Genomic DNA, 15,947 nt, shown 5'->3' with positions numbered 1-15,947 from the left:
CGGCGATCGGTGAGAACGAGGCGACGCGGTTTGGTGCCCCCCCCCGTCATCCTGACGAAAGTCAGGACCCAGAATACCTAGCGCAGGTCTTCTTGGCTCTGGGTCCTGACTTTCGTCAGGATGACGGTCCGGGTTTTATGGACGAGTTTCACTCCAACGGGTGGGGTGTTTTCAGATCGCGCGCTCTCAGCGAAACAAAAAAGGGGCGCCGATCGCTCGACGCCCCTTCCCGTATCTCAAACCAACCCCGCCCTACGCAGCGTCGCCCGTCTTCTTCTTCTCCGCATAAACGCGGATCGGTTCCTTGCGGCCTTCGATCACGTCCTTGTCGATCATCACCTCATCGACGCCGTCCATGCCGGGCAGGTCGAACATCGTGTCGAGCAGGATGCTCTCGAGGATCGAGCGAAGCCCGCGCGCGCCGGTCTTGCGTTCGATGCCCTTCTTGGCGACCGAGACCAGCGCGTCGTCGGTGAAACCGAGCGCGACGTCCTCCATCTCGAATAGCTTCTGGTACTGCTTGACCAGCGCGTTCTTCGGCTCCTTGAGGATCTTCACCAGCGCGTCGACATCGAGATCCTCGAGCGTCGCGATCACCGGCAAGCGGCCGACGAACTCTGGGATAAGCCCGAACTTCAGCAGATCCTCGGGCTCGACCGACTTCAGCGTCTCGCCCGTCTTGCGCTCGTCCGGTCCGGCCACATACGCGCCGAAGCCGATCGACTTGCCCTGAAGGCGATCGCCGATGATCTTCTCGAGACCCGAGAACGCACCGCCGCAGATGAACAGGATGTTGGTCGTATCCACCTGCAGGAATTCCTGCTGCGGATGCTTGCGACCACCCTGCGGAGGCACCGACGCGGTCGTGCCTTCCATCAGCTTGAGCAACGCCTGCTGCACGCCTTCGCCCGACACGTCTCGCGTGATCGAGGGGTTCTCGGCCTTGCGCGAAATCTTGTCGATCTCGTCGATATAGACGATCCCGCGCTGTGCCCGCTCGACATTGTAGTCCGACGCCTGGAGCAGCTTGAGGATGATGTTCTCGACATCCTCGCCGACGTACCCCGCTTCGGTGAGCGTCGTCGCATCGGCCATCGTGAACGGCACGTCGAGGATGCGGGCGAGCGTCTGCGCGAGCAGCGTCTTGCCGCACCCGGTCGGCCCGACGAGCAGGATGTTCGACTTGGACAGCTCGACATCGGCACCCTTGGCGCCGTGGTTGAGCCGCTTGTAGTGATTATGCACCGCCACCGACAGCACGCGCTTGGCGCGCTTCTGGCCGATCACGTAATCGTCGAGGACGTCGCAAATCTCCTGCGGAGTCGGCACGCCGCCGTCCTTCTTGGACACCAGCGCAGACTTCGTCTCCTCACGGATGATGTCGTTGCATAGCTCGACGCACTCGTCGCAGATGAAGACCGTCGGCCCGGCGATCAACTTGCGGACCTCGTGCTGCGACTTCCCGCAGAACGAGCAATAGAGGGTGCTCTTCGAGTCGCCACCGCTCAGCTTCGTCATTCAATCACCTCTCGCGCATGTCGGTGCACGTGCCGTTTCCGGGGCCGCTACCGTAACGCACCCCGGAGTTCCTACAATCAAATAAACCGGCGGGGTTTACGATTCACCCCATGCCAGTGTCGTTCAGGCGAGTATCAGACAGGCTTCGGAGCGTCCTCGGATACCGCCGGACGCTTGTCGAACACCTCGTCGATCAGCCCGAAATCCTTCGCTTCGTTCGCTTCGAGGAACGTATCGCGGTCCATCCGGCGCTCGATCTCTTCGATCGGCTGGCCGGTATACTGCGAATACAGTTCGTTCATGCGCTTGCGGATGCGCAGGATCTCGCGGGCTTGGATCTCGATGTCGCTGGCCATGCCCTGTGCACCACCCGATGGCTGATGGATCATGATTCGCGCGTTGGTCATCGCGACGCGCATGCCGGGCTCGCCGCTCGCAAGCAGGAAGCTGCCCATCGAGGCTGCCTGGCCGATGCAGACGGTGCCGACGCGCGGACGGATGTACCGCATCGTATCGTGGATCGCCATGCCCGCCGTGACGACACCGCCCGGCGAGTTGATATACATGAAGATGTCCTTCTTCGGGTTCTCGGACTCGAGGAAAAGCAACTGCGCGGTGATCAGCGAGGCCATGCCGTCCTCGACGCCACCGGTCACGAAGATGATGCGCTCGCGGAGCAGGCGCGAGAAGATGTCGAACGAACGCTCGCCGCGGTTCGACTGCTCGATGACGATGGGAACCAGGCCTGCTTGCGTCTGCTGCAGGCCGAGCCCGGCGCTGGCCAACGGGCTCGCGAAATCGCCGGTCTCGAACGGATTGTGCATGGAAATCTCTCTTATGCCCCAGTGAACCGCTAACATCGGCGGTCCGGGAGGGGAGTTCAAGCCCTCCGCATCGCCGTATGGGGACGGCTTACCCTCGCCCCTCCGGGGAGAGGGAGGGGCCCGCACGCACTTGCGGGTGGGAGGGTGAGGGGACGTTGGGATCCGCCAACCTCCCCTCACCCTCCCGTCGCCAAGTGGCTCCTCCTTCCCTCTCCCCGAAGGGGCGAGGGAGTCAGATGCCTGGGGCGGGGTATGCGAGGTAGGCCAGCCTTCGGACTTCGCGGCGGCCTCTTACGACCGTGTCCAGGATCAGGCCGGTGAAGACGTTGAGGGCGGCGAAGATGCCGAGGCCGGTGATCAGGATCGCGGTCGGGAAGCGCGGCACCTGGTGGATCTCGATGTACGTCAGCACCAGCGGGATGCCGAGGATCAGCGCGAGGAGGCCGAACACGCTGCCGATCGCGCCGAAGAACCAGAGCGGGCGCTCGATCCGGTAGAGCGTCATGATCGTGCGGAGGATGCGCCAGCCGTCGCCGTACGTGCTGAGCTTCGATTCGGAGCCTTCAGGGCGCGCGTAATAGGGCGTCTCGACCTCGCCGATCGGCATCTTGAGTTCGAGCGCGTGGACGCTGATCTCGGTCTCGATCTCGAACCCGGCGGACAACGACGGGAAGCTCTTCACGAACCGGCGCGAGAACACGCGGTAGCCCGAGAGGATGTCGGTGAAGCTGCGGCCGAACAGGCGGGCGAGCATGCCGGTGAGCAGCGCATTGCCGAAGCGGTGGCCGCGGCGGTAGCTTTCCTGGACCTGGCTGATGCGCGAGCCGACGACCATGTCGAGTTGCTCGTCGAGGACGCGCTTCACTAGTGCCGGCGCGGAGGCAGCGTCGTATGTCGCGTCGCCGTCGGCCATGACGTAGATGTCAGCGTCGATGTCGGCGAACATGCGGCGGACGACGGCGCCCTTGCCCTGGATGCGTTCGGTCCGGACGACGGCGCCAGCGGCGCGCGCGACCTCGATCGTGCGGTCGGCGCTGTTGTTGTCGTAGACGTAGATGGTGGCGCCGGGCAGCGCATCGCGGAACCCGGCGATCGTCTGCGCGATCGCGGCCTCTTCGTTGTAGCAGGGCAGCAGGACGGCGATTCTCGGTTCGGTCATTGCCTGCCCTGCGGAGTTGAAAACGGTATTTTCGGCCACCGAACCACCTTCAAAACGCACTTCCCCGGCGGAGGCCGGGGCCCAATTGGGAAAGGTCCATAACGAAGCATCGCGCATCGTTACAGCTACCTTTCCAATTGGACCCCGGCCTCCGCCGGGGAGGTGACCCGGTGGGCTGGAGCGCCTCAATTACTGAGGCGCTCGAACGTAAGTTACCCCTCGGTCTTGGTCGGAGCCTTCTTCGCGCGCGGCTTCTTCGCCGGTGCGTCGGCAGCTTCGGTGCCCTCTGCGTTCTCGGCAGCAACCGGCGACGATTCCGTCACGGCGGTCTCTGCTTCGACCGGAGCCGCCTTCTTCTTGGCAGGCGCCTTCTTCGCAGGCTTGGCCTCTTCCGTCGCGTCCGAAGCAGGTGCCTCGTCCGTCACGGCGTCGTCCGAAGCAGCCTCGTCCGAAGCTGGCTTGGCCTTCTTGGCAGCAGCCTTCTTCTTCGGCTTGTGGTTGTCGTGATCATGCGTGTGCGTGCCGCTGGCGAACCCGTCCTCGCTCTCGATCGCTGCTTCCAGCTCCTCGCGCGTCGCTTCGCGGTCGGTGATCTCGGCCTTCTCGAACAGGAAGTCGACGACCTTGTCCTCATACAGCGGCGCCCGCAGCTGGGCAGCCGCCATCGGCTCCTGCTGGACGTACTGCATGAACTGCTGGCGCTGCTCGGCGGGATATTGCTGCGCGGCCTGGGCGAGCAGACGCTGCATTTCCTGGTTCGAAACCTCGACGCCGTTCGCCTGGCCGATCTCGGACAGGAGCAGGCCAAGGCGCACGCGACGCTCGGCGATCTTGCGGTAATCGTCGCGCTCGCCTTCCATCTCGGCCATCGCGGCCTCCGGATCGGCTTCGTGCGTGGCTTCGTGCTGGAGCTGCGACCAAATCTGGTTGAACTCGGCCTCGACCATCGATGGCGGTACTTCGAAGTCGTGACCCTCGGCGAGCTGGTCGAGCAGCTTGCGCTTCATATGCGTGCGCGTGAGACCGTTATGCTCCTGCTCGATCTGACCCTTGAGCAAGCCCGTGAGCTGCTCGAGGCTCTCAAGACCCAGCGACTTCGCCAGATCCTCGTCGATCTTGCTCTCGCCCGCGGTCTTCACCGACTTGACGGTGATGTCGAACGTCGCCGGCTGGCCCGCGAGCGACTTCTCCTGATACTCCTCGGGGAAGGTCACGTTCAGGACCTTGTCGTCGCCGGTCTTCACGCCGACGAGCTGATCCTCGAAGCCGGGGATGAGACGACCCGAACCGAGCTCGACGCCCATGTCGGTGCCCGTGCCGCCCTCGAACGCGACGCCGTCGGCGGTCTTGCCGACGAAATCGACGGTGACGAGATCGCCCATCTTGGCGACGTAATCGTCAGCTGCGTCGTCCCACTTCTTCTGCTGGTCGGCGAACTTCTGGAGCTGCTCGGTCACAGCGTCGTCGGCGACGGGCACGGTCAGACGCTCGAGCTTCAGGCCGTCGATCGCCGGTGCGGGGACCTGCGGGAGGACCTCCATCTCGACCTTGACCACGGCGTCCTTGCCGAGGTCATAGCCGTCTTCCAGCTCGACCGAAGGCTGCATCGCGGGGCGAAGCTGCTTCTCGGCGACGAGCGTCTGGACGCTCTCCTGGATCGCCGCGTTCAGCGCGTCCTGCGTCAGCGCCGGACCGTGCATCTTGCGGATAAGGTTCGCCGGCACCTTGCCCGGACGGAAGCCCGGCATCTTCATCTGCGGCGCGAGGCGCTTCAGCTCGACATCGACCTTGGCATCGATATCCTTCGCGGTGATGGTGAGCGTAAAGGCGCGCTTGAGGCCCTCGTTCAACGTCTCGACAGTCTGCATGTCCGGCCTTTGTCTAAAAGAGCATTCAGGATAATTCTTCGGGCGGTCGCCTCGCCTGCGCGGCGGGCTGGTGCGGGCGAAGGGACTCGAACCCCCACATCTTGCGATACTTGGACCTAAACCAAGCGCGTCTACCAGTTCCGCCACGCCCGCACAGGACATCGCCGTAGCGGGCGCGTCTATACCAACGATGCATGCCGGGGCAAGCAGATAGGCAACTCCCGATGATTACAGGCGTTGAACATCCAGAAGGAGAGACATCATGGCTACCCAACCCCCGGCAGAATTTCCGACCCCGACGTCGCCCGTCGAGCCGACCGCGCCGCCGCCGGAGTTCAATCCGCCCGCACCGGACGTCGACTTTCCCGCCCCTGGAACGCCGTCGAACGATCCCGCGCCCGTCCAGCCGGAGTTTTGAGCGTGAGCGATCCGCATTCCGGCACGAACCCCGAAACGCTCCCCCAGGATCGTGATGAGGATACCCGCAGCGATATCGAACAGGCGGTTGAGTCGCGCTCCGACGCGGTCGAGCGTGGCGAAGGTGGCAACGAGCCCGAGACGTTCACGGACACCGGCATGCCCGATGGCGTCGGTGGTACCGGTGGCGTCGTGAAGAACCAGGACAACGACGCGCAGTAAGCTCGCGTCAGCCACCATACAGGCGGGGGTGGCTATCTATACGGTGCCACCTCCACCAATCAGGACTCGATAATCCCCACGATTCCCACCTTCGCCGAGCACCAGAGCGTCTATATCGCGCTCGGGCTCGCCGTATTGCTGCTGATCGTAGCGCAGCGCATCCCCATCATTCGCACGCTCGTCAATCTGGCGATGACGCTTGTCCTCGTCGGACTGCTGTTCGTCGCGGTCGACCAGCGGCGCCAGTTCGATCCCTATGTCGGCAAGATCGCGCGGTTCCTGAAGATCGAGGACCAGCAGGTGGTTGGCGGCGAGGTCCGTATCCGGATGTCGTCGGATGGGCATTTCTGGGCACGCGCTACGATCGACGGGGTAAGCCAGCGGCTGCTGATCGATAGCGGAGCGACGATTACCGCGATTTCCGAGAAGACTGCGGACGCTGCCGGGGTTGAGGCGCGCGTTGGTGTGGTGCCGATCGTTTTGCAGACCGCCAACGGGTCTGTCGCGGCGAAGACGGGGACGATTGGCTCGCTGCGCCTGGGTGCGATCGTTGCGCGGGATTTGCAGGTCGTGGTGTCGCCGGCGTTTGGCGAGACGAACGTGCTCGGGATGAACTTCCTGTCGCGGCTCGCGTCGTGGCGGGTGGAGGAGAACACGCTGATCCTGGTGCCGCATCATCCGCAAAAGGTGGACGGGTAACGCCGCCTCCGTACACAACCACCCCGGCGAAGGCCGGGGCCCAATTGGAACGTCTGCAGTAACGAGCCGCTGCCCTCCGTCAGCAACGTCCCCCAATTGGGCCCCGGCCTTCGCCGGGGTGGTGCCTGTTGGGGAGATGGCTCCCCTTCTGTTCCCTCGCGAACGCGGGGGCCCAGGAATCAAGCAGTGCCGCGTTCCGTTACCCTGGACTCCCGCCTTCGCGGGAGAACAGGAAGTGCGGGAAACCGGTTACCGCGCAAGCACCCCCTTACGAAGCCACCGACTCCCCAAGCATCCCCTTCAACACCTCATTCACGACAGCAGGGTTAGCCTTCCCCCCCATAGCCTTCATCGTCTGCCCGACAAAGAACCCGAACAGCTTATCCTTGCCGCCACGATAATCGGCAACCTTGTCCGCATTCGCCGCCATCACGTCAGCAATCACAGCCTCGATAGCGCCAGTATCGCTGGTCTGCTTCAATCCGCGATCCTCGACCACCTTCGCCGCGCCGTCGCCGGTCTCGAGCATCACCTCGAACACCTGCTTCGCGAGGCTCCCCGACAGCGTGCCGTCCGCGATCAGCCCTAGCAGCTCCGCCGCCTGCGCCGGCGACACCGGCGAGTTCTCGATATCCTTGCCGGTCCGGTTCAGCGCACCGAACAGCTCCGACGTCGTCCAGTTCGCCGCCGCCGCCGGCTTCACGCCCGCGTCGAGCAACGCATCGAACCACCGCGCCGCCTCGACCTCGGCGGTCAGCACTGTCGCCTGATACGCGGCAATCCCGAGCGCCTCGTACCGCGCGCGCTTCGCATCCGGCAGCTCGGGCAACGAAGCCCGACACTCGGCCAGGAACGCGTCGTCGAGCACCAGCGGCAACAGATCGGGATCCGGGAAGTAGCGATAATCATGCGCATCTTCCTTCGACCGCATCGAGCGCGTCTCGTTGCGATCGGGATCGTAGAGCCGCGTCTCCTGCTGGATCTTGCCGCCGGCTTCGAGCACCTCGACCTGACGCCTGGCCTCCTGCTCGACCACCGCCATCACAAAGCGCACCGAATTGACGTTCTTCGTCTCGGTCCGCGTGCCCAGCTCGTCGCCGGGCTTGCGCACGCTGACGTTGACGTCGGCGCGCATCGAGCCCTCTTCCATGTTGCCGTCGCACGATCCGACATAGCGCAGGATGGATCGCAGCTTCCGCAGGTAAGCCCCTGTTTCCGCTGGCGATGCCAGATCCGGCTTCGACACAATCTCCATCAGCGCGACGCCCGACCGGTTGAGATCGACGTACGACTGGGTCGGATGCTGGTCGTGCATCAGCTTGCCGGCATCCTGCTCGACATGGATGCGCTCGACGCCGATCCGCTTGCCCGCGGCGTCGGGGTTCTTCTCGTCGAGGCTGATGTCGATCGCGCCCTCACCCACGATTGGATGATAGAGCTGGCTGATCTGATAGCCCTGCGGCAGATCGGCGTAGAAATAGTTCTTCCGGTCGAACCGCGACCATTTGTTGATCTGCGCCTCGATCGCCATGCCGGTGCGGACCGCCTGGCGGATGCACCCGCGGTTCGGGACCGGCAGCATGCCCGGCATCGCTGCGTCGACCAGCGACACCTGCGTGTTGGGCTCCGCGCCGAACGCGGTCGCCGCGCCCGAGAAGAGCTTGGCGTTCGACGTCACCTGCGCGTGCACTTCGAGGCCGACCACGACCTCCCACTCGCCGGTTTCGCCCTGGATACGATAATCGCTCATGTTACCACCAAGCCTCTGGTCGCGCGGTGAATCCAGCTCGCTGTTCGATCGCGAGCCCTGCGTTCAGCACGCCTTGCTCGTCGAGCGGCTTGCCGATGATCTGCAGCCCGAGCGGCAGACCCTGCTTGTCGAGACCGCCCGGCACCGACATCGCCGGCAGGCCTGCGAGGCTCGACGGCACGGTGAACACGTCGTTCAAATACATCGCGATCGGATCGGCCGACTTCTCGCCGAGTGCAAACGCCGCCGACGGTGCGGTCGGGGTCAGCAGCACGTCGCACGTCTCCCAAGCCCGCTCGAAATCGCGCGCGATCAGCGTCCGGACCTTCTGCGCCTGCGTGTAATACGCGTCGTAGAAGCCGGCCGACAGCACGTAGGTGCCGATCATGATGCGGCGCTTCACCTCAGGGCCGAAGCCATCCGCACGCGTCGCGGCGTACATGTCCTGCAGGCCAGCGCCGGTCGGCAGGTCGCGGATACCGTAGCGGACGCCGTCATAGCGCGCGAGGTTCGACGACGCTTCGGCGGGCGCGATGATGTAATAGGCGGGCAGCGCATATTTGGTGTGCGGGAGCGAGACTTCGACGATCGTCGCGCCGGCATCCTTCATCCATTCGATGCCCTGCTGCCAGAGCGCCTCGATCTCCTCGGGCATCCCGTCGACGCGATATTCCTTGGGAATGCCGACGCGCAGGCCATTGAGATTGCCGGACAAACCTGCTTCCCACTTCGGCACGTCGAGCTGCAACGAGGTGCCGTCCTTCGCATCGAACCCGGCCATCGCCTCGAGCAGGATCGCGCAGTCGCGGACGTCGCGTGCCATCGGTCCCGCCTGATCGAGCGACGAGGCGAACGCGATCGTTCCCCAGCGTGAGCAGCGGCCATAGGTCGGCTTGATACCGCTGATGCCGGTGAAGGCGGCAGGCTGGCGGATCGAGCCGCCGGTGTCGGTGCCGGTCGCGCCGGGGCAGAGCCGCGCGGCGACTGCCGACGACGAACCGCCCGACGAGCCGCCGGGTGCCAGCGAGGCGTTACCGCCATCGTTGCGCTTCCACGGCGAGATCACGTTGCCGAACGCCGACGTCTCGTTCGACGAGCCCATCGCGAACTGGTCCATGTTCAGCTTGCCGAGCATCCCCGCGCCCGCGTTCCACAAATTCTGCGAGACGGTCGACTCGTAGGTCGGCGTGAAGCCTTCGAGGATGTGGCTCGCCGCGGTCGTCGTGACGCCCTTCGTGCAGAACAGGTCCTTCATGCCGATCGGCACGCCGGCCAGCGGCTTGAGCGTCTCGCCGGCTTCGCGCGCGGTATCGGCCGCGGTGGCGGCGGCGATCGCGTGTTCGGGCGTCTCGACAAGAAACGCGTTCAACGCCTTGGCCTGGCTCACCTTTACGATGAACGCATCGGCGACTTCGCGCGCCTTGAAGCTGCCATCGCGGACGCCGTCGCGGATGCCTGCGATGCCGAGATCGGTAAGTTCGCTCATTATTCGATCACCTTCGGCACGGCGAAGAACCCGTGTTCGGCCACGGGCGCGTTGGCGAGAACCTGCTCGCGGATCCCGCCGCCGGTCAGCGGGTCGGCGTTGACGACGTCGTCGCGCAGCCGCAGCGTGTTGGGGATGACGGCGGTCATCGGCTCGATACCGGTCGTGTCGACCTCTTCGAGCATCTCGATCCAGCCAAGGATGTTTCCGAGTTCCGGCGCCATGCGGGCGGCGTCCTCGTCGGTGATCGCGATGCGCGCAAGGCTCGCGATCCGCTTCACGGTTGCAGTATCTACGGACATGCTGTGCGGCTAGCACCCGGCGCGGCGGGGGCGCAATATGTTTCCCGCCCGAGCAGCAATCCTCCCCCGCCAGGGGGAGGTGGCGCGAAGCGACGGAGGGGGAGGACACGGAACGGCTGTTACCCTCACCTCCCCCTCCGTCTGGCAAGTGCCAGCCACCTCCCCCTGGCGGGGGAGGATCGTTCGAGTCCGACCAACGTGAGGGAGTACATTGCAACCTTCCCCCGCATACGGCACGGGAGCGACACCGCCTGCACGGAAGGTCCCGCTTGGCCCGCAAGTTTCTCTATTTCGTCGCCGCGATGATCGTCATCGCGATCGCCGCGCTGCTCGCCTACCGCCTGTTCGGCACGCAGCTGATGCGCGCGGTGATGGTCCCGAGCGAGACGTTCCAGGCGCAACGCGAAGCCCCGCGCAACATCTACGCGCGAAAGATCATGTGGCTCGCCCGCCCCGATGCGCCCGGCAATCCCGCGCTCTGGACGCCGCCTGGCTACACCCCCGGCAAGCCCGGCACCGGAGCAGCGATCTTCTTCATCCACCCGACGTCGTATATCAACCGCGACCATTGGAACGCGCCGATCGACGACCCCGAGACCAATGCACGGGCAGAACTGTTCCTGCGCGGCCAGGCGAGCGCGTTCAACGAGGCCGGGGACATCTGGGCGCCGCGGTATCGCCAGGCGACGTTCGGCGCGTTCCTGACCAGCGTCGCGGACAGCGAACGCGCGCTCGCGCTCGCCTATGGCGACGTCTCCGCCGCGTTCGACCGCTTCCTCAAGGAAGCCGGCCCGACCCGCCCGATCATCCTCGCCGGGCACAGCCAGGGTGCATTGCACCTCACCCGCCTGCTCCGCGACCGCGTTGCGAACGACCCGAAGCTTAAGGCACGGATCGTCGCAGCCTATGTCGTCGGCTGGCCCGTCTCGCGCGCGACCGACCTGCCGCGCATGGGCCTCCCCGAATGCCGCGCCGCCGACCAGACCGGTTGCATCCTGTCATGGGAAAGCTTTGCCGAGCCTGCCGACCCGTCGCTGATCATCGACGCCTACGACCAGACCACCGGATTCAACGGCCAGCCGCGCAAGGGCACGCCGATGGTCTGCACCAACCCGTTGACCGGCACCGCCGACGCGACGGCGCCCGCTACCGCCAACCTTGGCACGCTCGTCCCGTCGGCGGACCTGAAGACCGCGACGATCGCAATCGGCAGCGTTCCTGCACGCTGTGCCGACCGCGGCTTCCTGCTGATCGGAGAGGGCCCGAACCTCGGGCCGTATGTGCTGCCCGGCAACAACTATCACGTCTACGACTACAGCCTGTTCTGGGCGAACATCCGCGCCGACGCCAACCGCCGCCTGAAGGCCTTCAAATGATCACGCTCTCCGCCGCGCAGTTCCGCGACGCGCTCCCGAACGGCGGCCGGCTGATCGGCCTCGACGTCGGCACCAAGACGATCGGCACCGCGCTCTGCGACGCCGGCTGGTCGTTCGCGAGCCCTGCCCTCCTGATCCGTCGGACCAAGTTCCAGAAGGACAAGCTGGCACTGGTCGAGATCATCAAGGCGCAGAAGGTCGTCGGCTTGGTCGTCGGCCTGCCGATCAACCTCGACGGCAGCGAGAGCCCGCGTTCGCAGTCGACGCGAGCCTTCGCACAGAACCTCAAGGACTTGGGGTTGCCGATCCTGATGCAGGACGAACGCTGGTCGACCGTGTCCGCCGAACGCGCGATGATCGAGCAGGATCTGAGCCGGGCCAAGCGCGCCGATCGGATCGACAATCACGCAGCTGCCTATATCCTCCAGGCGGCGATCGATGCGCTGGTGACGCGACAGATCTGAAGGTCGAAGGCCTTGCCCCCCGTCCCCGCCGCCACTATCCCGCGGCTTTAATGCACACCTCAGATCACCGCCCCGCCGCCCTCATCGAAGGCGGCGCCGTCTTCCCGCACCGGCATCTCACCGGTATCGACGGGCTCCAGCCACACGAGATCGCGTTCCTGCTCGACGAGGCGGAGACGTGGGTCGAGGCGAACCGGACTCATGCAACGCCGGACAAGCGGCTTGCTGGGCTTACCCAGATCAACGCGTTTTTCGAGAACAGCACGCGGACTTTGCTGTCGTTCGAGATCGCGGGGAAGCGGCTGGGGGCAGACGTCGTCAACATGCACGCCGCGCAGTCTAGCGTGAAGAAGGGCGAGACGCTGATCGATACGGCGATGACGTTGAACGCGATGCGCGCGGACGTGATCGTGATCCGGCATATGTCGAGCGGCGCGGTGCGGCTGATTGCGGACAAGGTCGATTGTCCGGTGCTGAACGCGGGCGACGGGCGGCACGAGCATCCGACGCAGGCGTTGCTCGATGCGTTGACGATCCGGCGGCGGAAGGGCGCGATCGCCGGGCAGCGCGTCGTGATCTGCGGCGATCTGCTGCACAGCCGGGTCGCGCGATCCAACATCCTGGCGCTCACCGCGCTTGCAGCCGAGGTCCGCGTTTGTGCGCCGTCGACGCTGATGCCACCGATGATCGAGCGGATGGGCGTGCGTGCGTTTACCGATTTCGACAAGGCGTTGGAGGGTGCGGACGTGGTAATGATGCTGCGGTTGCAGAACGAGCGGATGGATGGCGCTTACGTGCCCTCCACGCGCGAGTATCGCCTTCGTTATGGATTGACGCTGGAGCGGTTGGCGAAGGCGTCACCTGATGCGCTGGTGATGCATCCTGGGCCGATGAACCGGGGTGTGGAGATCGACTCCGCGGTGGCTGACCATGCGCGTTCGGCGATTACCGAGCAGGTTGAGATGGGGGTCGCCGTCCGGATGGCGTGCCTCGATGTGCTGACCAGGCGGGCACGCGGCGTGGAGGGTTGGGCATGATCCTCGCGCTCACCAACGCGACGCTCGCCTGCCCGGTCGGCGGCGTGACGAAGGGCAATCTGCTGGTTCGCGACGGCGTGATCGTCGCGACCGGGATCGTCGATATTCCTGCCGATGCGACGGTCGTCGATTGCGGCGGCAAGACGGTCGCACCCGGGATCGTCGATCTTGGCGTGGCAAAGGTCGACCGTGCCGCCTTCCGCGCTGGCGGGATCGTGCGGATCGGTCTTATGCCCGACCAGTCGCCGGTGCTGGACGACCCCGGCATCGTCCAGCGCGCGGCGTTGATCGGCAAGCCTGACCTCTGGATCCACCCGATTGCCGCCGCCACGCGGGGACTCGAAGGCCATGACCTTGCCGAGATGGCGATCTGTCTTTCGGCTGGCGCGAAGGCGGTGGGCACGGGCAAGCACTGGATCGCCGACAGTGCCGTGATGCGGCGCGTGCTGGCCTATGCCCGCGATCTCGACGTGACGGTGATCGCGCATGCCGAGGATGGCGGACTAACCGCCGGCGCGGTCGCGACCGAGGGCGAGACGGCGACGCGGCTTGGCCTGCCTGCCGCACCGGCGGTGGCGGAGTCGCTGGCGATCGCGCGCGACCTGATGCTCGCGGAGGATACTGGGGCTCGGATCCACATTCGTCAGGTGACGACGGCGGCCGGGTTCGACCTGATCCGGGCGGCTAAACGTCGTGGCGTTGCCGTCACGTGCGGGATCACGCCGGCGCATCTGCATCTGTCGGAGATCGCGGTCAGTGATTTCCGGTCGTTCGCGCTGCTGTCGCCGCCTTTGCGGGCGGAGAGCGATCGTCGTGCGGCGCTCGATGCCATCGCAGACGGGACGATCGACGTGCTGTGTTCGGGGCACGAGCCGCGCGGGCCGGAGGAGAAGCGGCTGCCGTTTACCGATTCGAGCAGCGGGATGGCGGGGGCGGAGACGCTGTTGCCGCTCGCGCTGATGCTGGTGCGTGACGAGTTGCTGACGCTGGAGCGGCTGTTCGCGCTGCTCACCAGCAATCCGGCGCGGGTGCTGGGGCTGGATACGGGAACGCTGGAGGTCGGCAAGCCGGCCGACCTGATGCTGTTCGACCGGCTCGCGCCTTGGCAGATCGTCGGGGAGGCGTTCCTGGCGGAGGCGGGGAATACGCCGTTCGATGGCTTGCCGGTTCAGGGGCGCGTGCTGCGGTTGTGGAAGGGTGGGCGTGAGGTTCGGTGAGAGTGCACCCCCCCCGGCGGAGGCCGGGGCCCAATTGGCAAGGTCGGCGTAACGGATGCCCGCGCTCAGTTATAAACGTTCCCCAGTTGGGCCCCGGCCTTCGCCGGGGTGGCGTCTATCGAAGCGGTGTGACGAACAAGGCGGCAGTGCCGGTTACCGCGACGCCATCTGCATGCCGGGCTTGCGCAACCACTGCGCCATGACGTCGCCCGCGCCTTGGCGGACGAAGCAGGCGCCGCCCTTGGCGTGATACTGGCGGCACATCGCATTCGCCGCCGACTTGCTGAACCCGCCGACCGACAGGCGGTAGACATCCTCTCCCTTCGCCTTGAACGTCATGCCGTTCGGCGAATAGCTGGCGAGCACCGCGAATCGGTGTGCGGCGCGGGCCCAGCCGTCCCTTGCGACCCCCGCGCTCTCGAAGGCGCCAAGCTGGACGTACCAATTGCCGGTCGCCGGCGCCTTCACCTGATACGCCGCGGTCGCCATGCCGCGACCGGATGAGACGGGTGCGGACGCGACCTTGATCGGGCCGCCGGCCGGACGGAGCATCATCGTCGGCAACGCCTGGACGACCTCCTGCCGCGGTCCGAACGCGATCTTCGAGACGCCAGCCGCTGACACCGAAGCGATCTGCACAGGCGCAGCTTCGGTCGGCGCGATGACCGAATCCGCTGCTGCCAAGGCCTGTTCCGGAACACCCGGCGCTGGTGCGTTCAACGCCAGCGCGACTGGCTGTCCTGCATCCGCCACTGCGCGAACGCCGAGCAGGCTCGCCACTTGGTCCGACGCCTTGGCCGGCTGAGCGAACAAAGCCCATTGCTCGAGTCGGGCGTCGACGTCTGCTGGTGCCATGTCCGCCGCCGCGACCACGCGTGCTTCCTGCCACCGTCCCGCCAGCGCGAAGCTCAGCGCGAGGTTCTGGCGCACCTTCGCGCTCGACGCGGGCGAACGTGCTGCTTCGGTCAGGACCGCGATCCCACCGGCGGTGTCGCCCGCCAAAGAAAGGGCAAGGCCACGATCGACCGCTGGGATGATCGCGGCGTTCGCTTCGAGGCTGTGGCGCGCCGACTGCCAGTCTCCGGTTGCGATCTGCGACAGCGCGAGGTTGAGCGCCGCCCTGCCGTTGGTCGGCGACAGTTGCAGCGCGTCGGCAAACGCGTGCGAGGCCGAGGCGAACCGCCCGCCCTTGAGATAGCTTTGGCCGAGCAGCATCCGGTAGTCCGCCTGCTGCGGCATCAGCGCCACCGCACGCTCCGCATAGCCGATCGCCACAGGACCATCATTGCGCGCGAGTGCCGCCTGTGCCTGCGCCGCAGTGCTGGCCGCGCCCTTTGCCGCGAGTGCTGCGTTGCGATCGCTGGCAGACGCGATGCCGCCCCCGTTCGCGGCACAGCCGACCATCGTACCGCCCAGCAGGAGGGCGGAGATGCCGCCGAGGAGGAGACCGCGCGTGGTCATCGGGGCAATCCCTGTTTCATGGCAAACGCTAGACCGCACATAGTTCCCACTCCCGGTATTCGCGTACGGAGTGCCATATCGGTTTAAAGAAGCGGTTAACGCGACTTCATAATGACTTACCGCCACGCGATGTTGGGCATCCGGAGC

The 15,947-nt window shown here is 65.6% G+C and carries 15 protein-coding genes and 1 tRNA gene; 7 read left to right on the top strand and 9 right to left on the bottom strand.

The window, feature by feature from the left end:
- Nucleotides 1–252 precede the first annotated feature (252 nt).
- From clpX to AC1ME3_RS12945, 5 genes are all read right to left on the bottom strand, one after another.
- A complete protein-coding gene (gene clpX, locus AC1ME3_RS12965; RefSeq protein WP_056048170.1) occupies nt 253–1,518 on the bottom strand; it encodes an ATP-dependent Clp protease ATP-binding subunit ClpX in 1,266 nt (421 codons plus the stop codon).
- A gap of 134 nt (nt 1,519–1,652) precedes the next feature.
- The gene (locus AC1ME3_RS12960) at nt 1,653–2,342 is read right to left on the bottom strand and encodes an ATP-dependent Clp protease proteolytic subunit (protein ID WP_480953474.1); all 690 of its coding nucleotides are present in this window, start codon (nt 2,340–2,342) and stop codon (nt 1,653–1,655) included.
- Between the two features lie 232 nt (nt 2,343–2,574).
- Nucleotides 2,575–3,501 carry a glycosyltransferase family 2 protein gene (locus AC1ME3_RS12955; RefSeq protein WP_480953473.1) on the bottom strand — a complete coding sequence of 309 codons (927 nt, stop codon included), beginning with the start codon at nt 3,499–3,501 and terminating at the stop codon, nt 2,575–2,577.
- 212 nt (nt 3,502–3,713) lie between these two features.
- Nucleotides 3,714–5,369: a trigger factor gene (gene tig, locus AC1ME3_RS12950; RefSeq protein ID WP_480953472.1), complete on the bottom strand. Its 1,656-nt coding sequence runs from the start codon at nt 5,367–5,369 to the stop codon at nt 3,714–3,716.
- Between the two features lie 68 nt (nt 5,370–5,437).
- A tRNA-Leu gene (locus tag AC1ME3_RS12945) sits at nt 5,438–5,522 on the bottom strand.
- A gap of 109 nt (nt 5,523–5,631) precedes the next feature.
- Here AC1ME3_RS12945 and AC1ME3_RS12940 point away from each other — a divergent pair.
- The 3 genes from AC1ME3_RS12940 (at nt 5,632) to AC1ME3_RS12930 (ending at nt 6,707) form a co-directional block, all read left to right on the top strand.
- Nucleotides 5,632–5,787: a hypothetical protein gene (locus tag AC1ME3_RS12940; RefSeq protein ID WP_307085924.1), complete on the top strand. Its 156-nt coding sequence runs from the start codon at nt 5,632–5,634 to the stop codon at nt 5,785–5,787.
- Nucleotides 5,788–5,789: 2 nt separating this feature from the next.
- The gene (locus AC1ME3_RS12935; protein WP_480953471.1) at nt 5,790–6,008 is read left to right on the top strand and encodes a hypothetical protein; all 219 of its coding nucleotides are present in this window, start codon (nt 5,790–5,792) and stop codon (nt 6,006–6,008) included.
- Nucleotides 6,009–6,143: 135 nt separating this feature from the next.
- On the top strand, nt 6,144–6,707 hold the full coding sequence (locus AC1ME3_RS12930; protein ID WP_480953470.1) for a retropepsin-like aspartic protease family protein: 564 nt from the start codon (nt 6,144–6,146) through the stop codon (nt 6,705–6,707).
- 268 nt (nt 6,708–6,975) lie between these two features.
- Here the strand turns inward: AC1ME3_RS12930 and gatB are convergent, their stop codons facing one another.
- Genes gatB through gatC form a run of 3 tightly spaced genes read right to left on the bottom strand, consistent with a single transcriptional unit; the run spans nt 6,976 to nt 10,245 of the window.
- The gene (gatB, locus tag AC1ME3_RS12925; RefSeq protein WP_480953469.1) at nt 6,976–8,457 is read right to left on the bottom strand and encodes an Asp-tRNA(Asn)/Glu-tRNA(Gln) amidotransferase subunit GatB; all 1,482 of its coding nucleotides are present in this window, start codon (nt 8,455–8,457) and stop codon (nt 6,976–6,978) included.
- A gap of 1 nt (nt 8,458) precedes the next feature.
- The gene (gene gatA / locus AC1ME3_RS12920; RefSeq protein WP_480953468.1) at nt 8,459–9,943 is read right to left on the bottom strand and encodes an Asp-tRNA(Asn)/Glu-tRNA(Gln) amidotransferase subunit GatA; all 1,485 of its coding nucleotides are present in this window, start codon (nt 9,941–9,943) and stop codon (nt 8,459–8,461) included.
- Entirely contained in the window at nt 9,943–10,245 is a 303-nt protein-coding gene (gene gatC, locus AC1ME3_RS12915; RefSeq protein WP_056048145.1) for an Asp-tRNA(Asn)/Glu-tRNA(Gln) amidotransferase subunit GatC, read from the bottom strand. Before gatC ends, gatA begins: the two co-directional genes overlap by 1 nt.
- Before the next feature lie 269 nt (nt 10,246–10,514).
- Here gatC and AC1ME3_RS12910 point away from each other — a divergent pair, with 269 nt between their 5' ends.
- From AC1ME3_RS12910 to AC1ME3_RS12895, 4 genes are read left to right on the top strand one after another with little or no spacing between them, the layout of a single operon-like run.
- A complete protein-coding gene (locus tag AC1ME3_RS12910) occupies nt 10,515–11,621 on the top strand; it encodes a DUF3089 domain-containing protein (RefSeq protein WP_480953467.1) in 1,107 nt (368 codons plus the stop codon).
- A complete protein-coding gene (ruvX, locus tag AC1ME3_RS12905; protein WP_480953466.1) occupies nt 11,618–12,085 on the top strand; it encodes a Holliday junction resolvase RuvX in 468 nt (155 codons plus the stop codon). The genes AC1ME3_RS12910 and ruvX overlap by 4 nt, the downstream gene beginning before the upstream one ends.
- A gap of 50 nt (nt 12,086–12,135) precedes the next feature.
- The gene (locus AC1ME3_RS12900; RefSeq protein WP_480953465.1) at nt 12,136–13,122 is read left to right on the top strand and encodes an aspartate carbamoyltransferase catalytic subunit; all 987 of its coding nucleotides are present in this window, start codon (nt 12,136–12,138) and stop codon (nt 13,120–13,122) included.
- Nucleotides 13,119–14,339 carry a dihydroorotase gene (locus tag AC1ME3_RS12895; RefSeq protein ID WP_480953464.1) on the top strand — a complete coding sequence of 407 codons (1,221 nt, stop codon included), beginning with the start codon at nt 13,119–13,121 and terminating at the stop codon, nt 14,337–14,339. Before AC1ME3_RS12900 ends, AC1ME3_RS12895 begins: the two co-directional genes overlap by 4 nt.
- 153 nt (nt 14,340–14,492) lie before the next feature.
- Here AC1ME3_RS12895 and AC1ME3_RS12890 read toward each other — a convergent pair whose 3' ends face one another.
- Nucleotides 14,493–15,800: an SPOR domain-containing protein gene (locus AC1ME3_RS12890; RefSeq protein ID WP_480953463.1), complete on the bottom strand. Its 1,308-nt coding sequence runs from the start codon at nt 15,798–15,800 to the stop codon at nt 14,493–14,495.
- Nucleotides 15,801–15,947: the final 147 nt, after the last annotated feature.

Source organism: Sphingomonas sp. BL2 (genome assembly GCF_056680015.1).
Note: the sequence above shows the minus strand (reverse complement) of the source record. Positions and strands in the feature narration are given on the sequence as shown.